General features: G+C 60.8%; 4 protein-coding genes. 1 reads left to right on the top strand and 3 read right to left on the bottom strand.

Features of this window, described 5'->3' with window-relative positions:
• Positions 1 to 32: 32 nt before the first annotated feature.
• The 3 genes from PUT78_RS23070 to PUT78_RS23060 are packed head-to-tail and all read right to left on the bottom strand — an operon-like array spanning position 33 to position 3,284.
• Entirely contained in the window at positions 33 to 989 is a 957-nt protein-coding gene (locus PUT78_RS23070) for a transketolase family protein (RefSeq protein ID WP_274354569.1), read from the bottom strand.
• Entirely contained in the window at positions 986 to 1,810 is an 825-nt protein-coding gene (locus tag PUT78_RS23065) for a transketolase (RefSeq protein WP_274354568.1), read from the bottom strand. Before PUT78_RS23065 ends, PUT78_RS23070 begins: the two co-directional genes overlap by 4 nt.
• A 7-nt stretch (positions 1,811 to 1,817) precedes the next feature.
• Positions 1,818 to 3,284: an L-fucose/L-arabinose isomerase family protein gene (locus PUT78_RS23060; protein WP_274354567.1), complete on the bottom strand. Its 1,467-nt coding sequence runs from the start codon at positions 3,282 to 3,284 to the stop codon at positions 1,818 to 1,820.
• A gap of 396 nt (positions 3,285 to 3,680) precedes the next feature.
• On the opposite strand from PUT78_RS23060, the gene PUT78_RS23055 reads away from it, so the two are divergent.
• On the top strand, positions 3,681 to 4,508 hold the full coding sequence (locus tag PUT78_RS23055; RefSeq protein WP_274354566.1) for a DeoR/GlpR family DNA-binding transcription regulator: 828 nt from the start codon (positions 3,681 to 3,683) through the stop codon (positions 4,506 to 4,508).
• The last annotated feature ends 4 nt before the right edge of the window (positions 4,509 to 4,512 follow it).

Below are 4,512 nucleotides of genomic sequence, written 5' to 3'. Positions count from 1 at the left end.
GTCCCCTGATCGATTGCGAGTACGCGCATTGCTTATCCTTTGCGCTGCAGCGTTTTTTGGGCTGCAGCGATGATGCCTTTTGTTGAGAGGCCGTATCTGGTGAAGAGCCATTGGACGGAGCCTGTTGGGAGGAAGGCAGGGAAGCCGACGCGTTCGACGGGGACCGGGTGATGGGCTGCGGCGTATTCTGCGACGGCGCCGCCAAGGCCGCCGGTGATCAGGGCTTCTTCGACGGTCACGATCGCGCCGGTGGCGCAGGCGTCGCGCAGTGCCATCTGGTCGATCGGGTTGAGGGTTGCCATATTCAGCACCCGCGCGCTGATGCCTTCGCGGCGCAGCGCATCGGCGGCTGTCACGGCCAGATGCACGGTCGTGCCGCAGGCGATGATCGTCAGGTCATCGCCGTCCCGCAGCATTTCCGCTGTTCCCGGGCGGAACACCCGGTCCGTGATCTGCAGATCGGGCACCGGCATGCGGCTCAGCCGCAGATAGACCGGCCCGTCATGGGCGGCGGCCCATGTCACGGCCTGTGCGGTTTCCCATGCATCCGCGGGCGCAATCAGGGTGATGGCGCCAAGGGCGCGCAGCCAGGTGAGATCCTCGATGGAATGATGCGTTGCGCCCAGTTCACCATAGGCCACCCCCGAGGACTGCCCGACCAGCTTCACATTGAACCCGGCATAAGCAATATCCGCCTTGATCTGTTCCAGCGCGCGGCCGGTCAGGAAGCAGGACGCCGCCGAGACGAAAGGGATCAGCCCGCCATTGGCCAGCCCGGCGCTGACCCCGACCATCACCTGTTCGGCAATGCCGACATTGATCAGCCTGTCGGGGTATTTCTTCTGGAAACCGTTCAGTTTTGACGACCCGACGGAATCATTGACCACGGTCACAATCCGGGGGTTGTCTGCGGCCAGCGCCTCGATCGTTGCGGCCCAGGCATTGCGGCAATCCTGCAGCGGGGTCTGTATCGTAGTGTCGGCCATCATACCAACTCCTTCATTGCCCGGGCGAATTGCGCATCATCAGGCACGCCATGATGCCAGCTGACCTGCCCTTCCATGAAGGACACGCCCTTGCCCTTTATCGTGTTCGCAATCACGCAGCGCGGCCTGTCCTGCGGTGCGGCCCCCAGCAGGGCCAGCAGGGCGGCGGGATCATGGCCGTCCACCACATGGACATCCCATCCGAAGGCGGCATATTTTTCATCCAGCGGGTCCAGCCCGGAGGTGTCTTCGGTCGCGGCCCCTTGCTGAAGCCGGTTGCGGTCGATGATCAACGTCAGATTGCGCAGCTTGCGGTGACCTGCCACCATCGCTGCTTCCCAGTTTGACCCTTCCTGCTGCTCGCCATCGCCGGTCAGCACGAAAGTCCGGTGCGCCGCGCCCGCGATCTGCGCGGCAATCGCAACCCCGACCGCCACCGGAAACCCATGCCCCAGCGGGCCGGTATTGGTTTCGACACCGGGCAGGTAGTTGCGGTTGGGATGGCCGTTCAGGCGCGATTCCGGCTGCATATAGGTTGCAAGCCAGTCCTGCGGGAAATAGCCCGCAAGCGCCAGGGCGGCATAGAATGCGCCGGTGGCATGGCCCTTTGACATGATGAACCTGTCGCGGTCGGGCCTGTCAGGGCATGCGGGGTCGTAATTCAGCACCCCGAAATACAATGTCGCCAGCACATCCATGGCAGAAAAATCCCCGCCCGGATGGCCAAGCTGCGCGCGATGCACCATGGCAAATGCTGTTCTGCGCATCCAGAGCGCGTTGTCACGGATGCGCGTGAGCGCTGCTGCGGTTGCTGTGTCAGACATGCTCATCTCAGACCCCGCTTGAAAGGGAGAAGTGTGGCTGCGGCGCCGCGCCATGGTGATAGACCGGCCAGCCCAGATAGCGCGAGACCGCTTCATGCACGACATCCGCGTGATGGCCGCGCACCATGGCGACATGATGCTCGAACCCGTTCCGGGTGATAAAGCGCAGCAGCTGGCGCAGCCCGGCCACGCGCGTCACGGCAATCCCGCCATCCATGCCGAAAGGGTCATCGGTGAATTCGCCCTCGCCCAGATAGCACCTGAGTGTTCCGGCCCGGTCATCACTGGACAGCCGGAAATAGCTCATCGGCCCGGGCTTTACCTTGCCCTTGACCGCGCCAAAGCATTTCGACCGGCCAATGCTTTCGCCCAGAACATCCAGTTCCGAAATTTCGGGCGTATCCCCGATGAAGCTTTTCGGGAAGTTGCCGCAATGGGTGCAGACGCACATATCCGTTTCATCAGCGTAGTTATTGTTCCAGTCCAGGATCGCAGGCGGCGCACCCGAGGCAAGCGCCAGCGCATACATGGACAGCGCCCCCATGATGTCCACTTCGCAGGCAGAGGGCATCAGATCCTCGCCCATCATGCTCATGGTCAGGCAGGTGGCGCAGCCGTAATTGTCCTGCAGCGCGCGCCAGCACTGGATGGCAGAAGCATCGCAGTCGTTTTCCGCAATCCAGCGGTTGACAGCAAGCGTCCATCTGGCCTGTTTCAGGATCTGGTCTGATGAGATATGCGCCGGAATAGTGCCATAAGCCCTGATCCGCGCCAGCGCGGCCTGCAGATCCGTGTCCGTATCAGAAATCGCCGTGGCGGCCGCCATCATTTCCGACAGATCGACAGTCACCACTGAAATACCCGATGCCTGCAGCAGCTTTTCGGAATAGCGCATGGTCTGGAACGCGCCGGTGCGCGCGCCAATCGCGCCCAGCCGCGCACCACGCAACCCGCGCACTGTGCGGCAGACCCGGGCAAAGCGTTCCAGATCGGCACCGAATTCCGCGCCCCATGTGTCGCAGGTATGCATCGTCGTGTCAGTAAAGGGCACGCCATATTGCCAGAAATTATTGGTCACACTGATCTTGCCGCAAAACGCGTCACGGCGGCTGTGCACATCCACCTTGTCCAGTTCGTCATTTGACGCCTGCAACAGGACCGGCACATTCAGCTTCGCGCGGCTGACCAGTTCGGCCACGGCAATCTCATCGCCGAAATTGGGCAGACAGATCACCAGCCCGTCAATGTCACCGGCATGGTCGCGGAAATGACGGGCATAGAGATCGGCATCGGCCACCGATTGCACCGCGCCATTGGCTGTTGCCTCAAACGGCAATGTGACCGCCGCGATTCCCAACCTGTCAAGCTGCGCCAGAACGTCATCGCGCGCGGCACGGCAGGGGGCGGGGCTGAAAAATGCCCGGCTGCCGATCACGACCCCAAGCTTCACTTTCCGACGAATGCGCAGTGACATGACTTCCCCCGATGTTCAGCGAGCTTATACGAATATCTTCGTTTGCTTGCGATTTATGTGTTTTCTATCGCAAGCCTGAAGATATGGCAATCCTTTTCCGTGGCACGGCAAGGGCGCGTGCGCCGGATTACATGGAATGCGCTTGTTTCCAAATGTATTTCTACAAACGCGCGCAGCGAAGAAGTGCGAAATTCCGGGAATGACCGCGACTCCACACATCCCGCCGGATCCCCTTGGTAAACCCGCCCCACGGGGCCGCGCTTCCCGCAGACAGCGCCCCGCAGGCGCGCGGCTCTGTCAAAGGGGGCATGCCAGAAAATGCGTGACAATGGTTGTTATTCGCCATCAAGTGCAGATAAAATACAGATGCAGAACAAAGTCGAAAGCAGGGACCCTATGAAACCGCCAAAATCCGAAATCCGCGGGGGCAATGCCGCGACCAGGGAACAATCGCCGTCGCTTCTGGCCGAACCACGGCGGATGATGATCCTGGAATGGGTCCAGGAAGAGGGCAGCGCCCGGGTCCGCGATCTGGCGCAGGCCTTCAGGGTTTCGGAAGCCACAATCCGCCAGGATCTGGAACGGCTGGAAAAAAACGGCTTCATCGAACGCGAACACGGCGGCGCATTCCTGAAATCCATGCCCCAGCAGGTGCAGTCCATGACCCTGCAGAACAGCCATAACATGCAGGCCAAACGCAAGATCGGACAGCTTGCAGCCACCATGGTCGCCGATGGCGATTCAATCATCATCGATTCCGGAACCACCACAACCGAATTCGCCCGCTGCATCACCGGACGCAACCAGCTGAACGTCATCACCAATGCCTTGAATATCGCCCTGTTGCTGGGCGCCAACCCGTCCAACACCATCCATATGCCCGGCGGACAGTTCAAAGCCCCCACCCTGTCGCTCAGCGGAGAGCGGTCCGGAGAATATTTCGAAGGCCTGTTCGCGCAGCGCCTGTTTCTGGCAACCGCAGGCCTGTCATTCGACAGCGGCCTGACATACCCGGCCCTGGGCGATATCTATGTCAAAAACGCCATGATCAAGGCCGCAAGCGAAGTCGTCCTGCTCGCCGATTCCAGCAAAATAGGACGTGTCTCCTTCTCCTCTCTCGGCGGACTAGACCGCGTCAATCTCCTCATCACAGACAACGATATCACACAACAACACCTCACCCAATTCCAACACTGCGGACTCAAAGTCTTGCGCGCTAAATAAGGGG

The organism is Roseinatronobacter alkalisoli (genome assembly GCF_028745735.1).
GTDB classification, from domain to species: Bacteria; Pseudomonadota; Alphaproteobacteria; order Rhodobacterales; family Rhodobacteraceae; genus Roseinatronobacter; species Roseinatronobacter alkalisoli.
The sequence above is the reverse complement of the archived record's forward strand: the minus strand, read 5'-3'. Positions and strand labels throughout refer to the sequence as shown.

Excerpts from the sequence above, each read along its gene's own strand:
- PUT78_RS23070 (WP_274354569.1), bottom strand. The coding sequence starts at position 989 with ATGATGGCCGACACTACGATACAGACCCCGCTGCAGGATTGCCGCAAT.
- PUT78_RS23065 (WP_274354568.1), bottom strand. The coding sequence starts at position 1,810 with ATGTCTGACACAGCAACCGCAGCAGCGCTCACGCGCATCCGTGACAAC.
- PUT78_RS23060 (WP_274354567.1), bottom strand. The coding sequence starts at position 3,284 with ATGTCACTGCGCATTCGTCGGAAAGTGAAGCTTGGGGTCGTGATCGGC.
- PUT78_RS23055 (WP_274354566.1), top strand. The coding sequence starts at position 3,681 with ATGAAACCGCCAAAATCCGAAATCCGCGGGGGCAATGCCGCGACCAGG.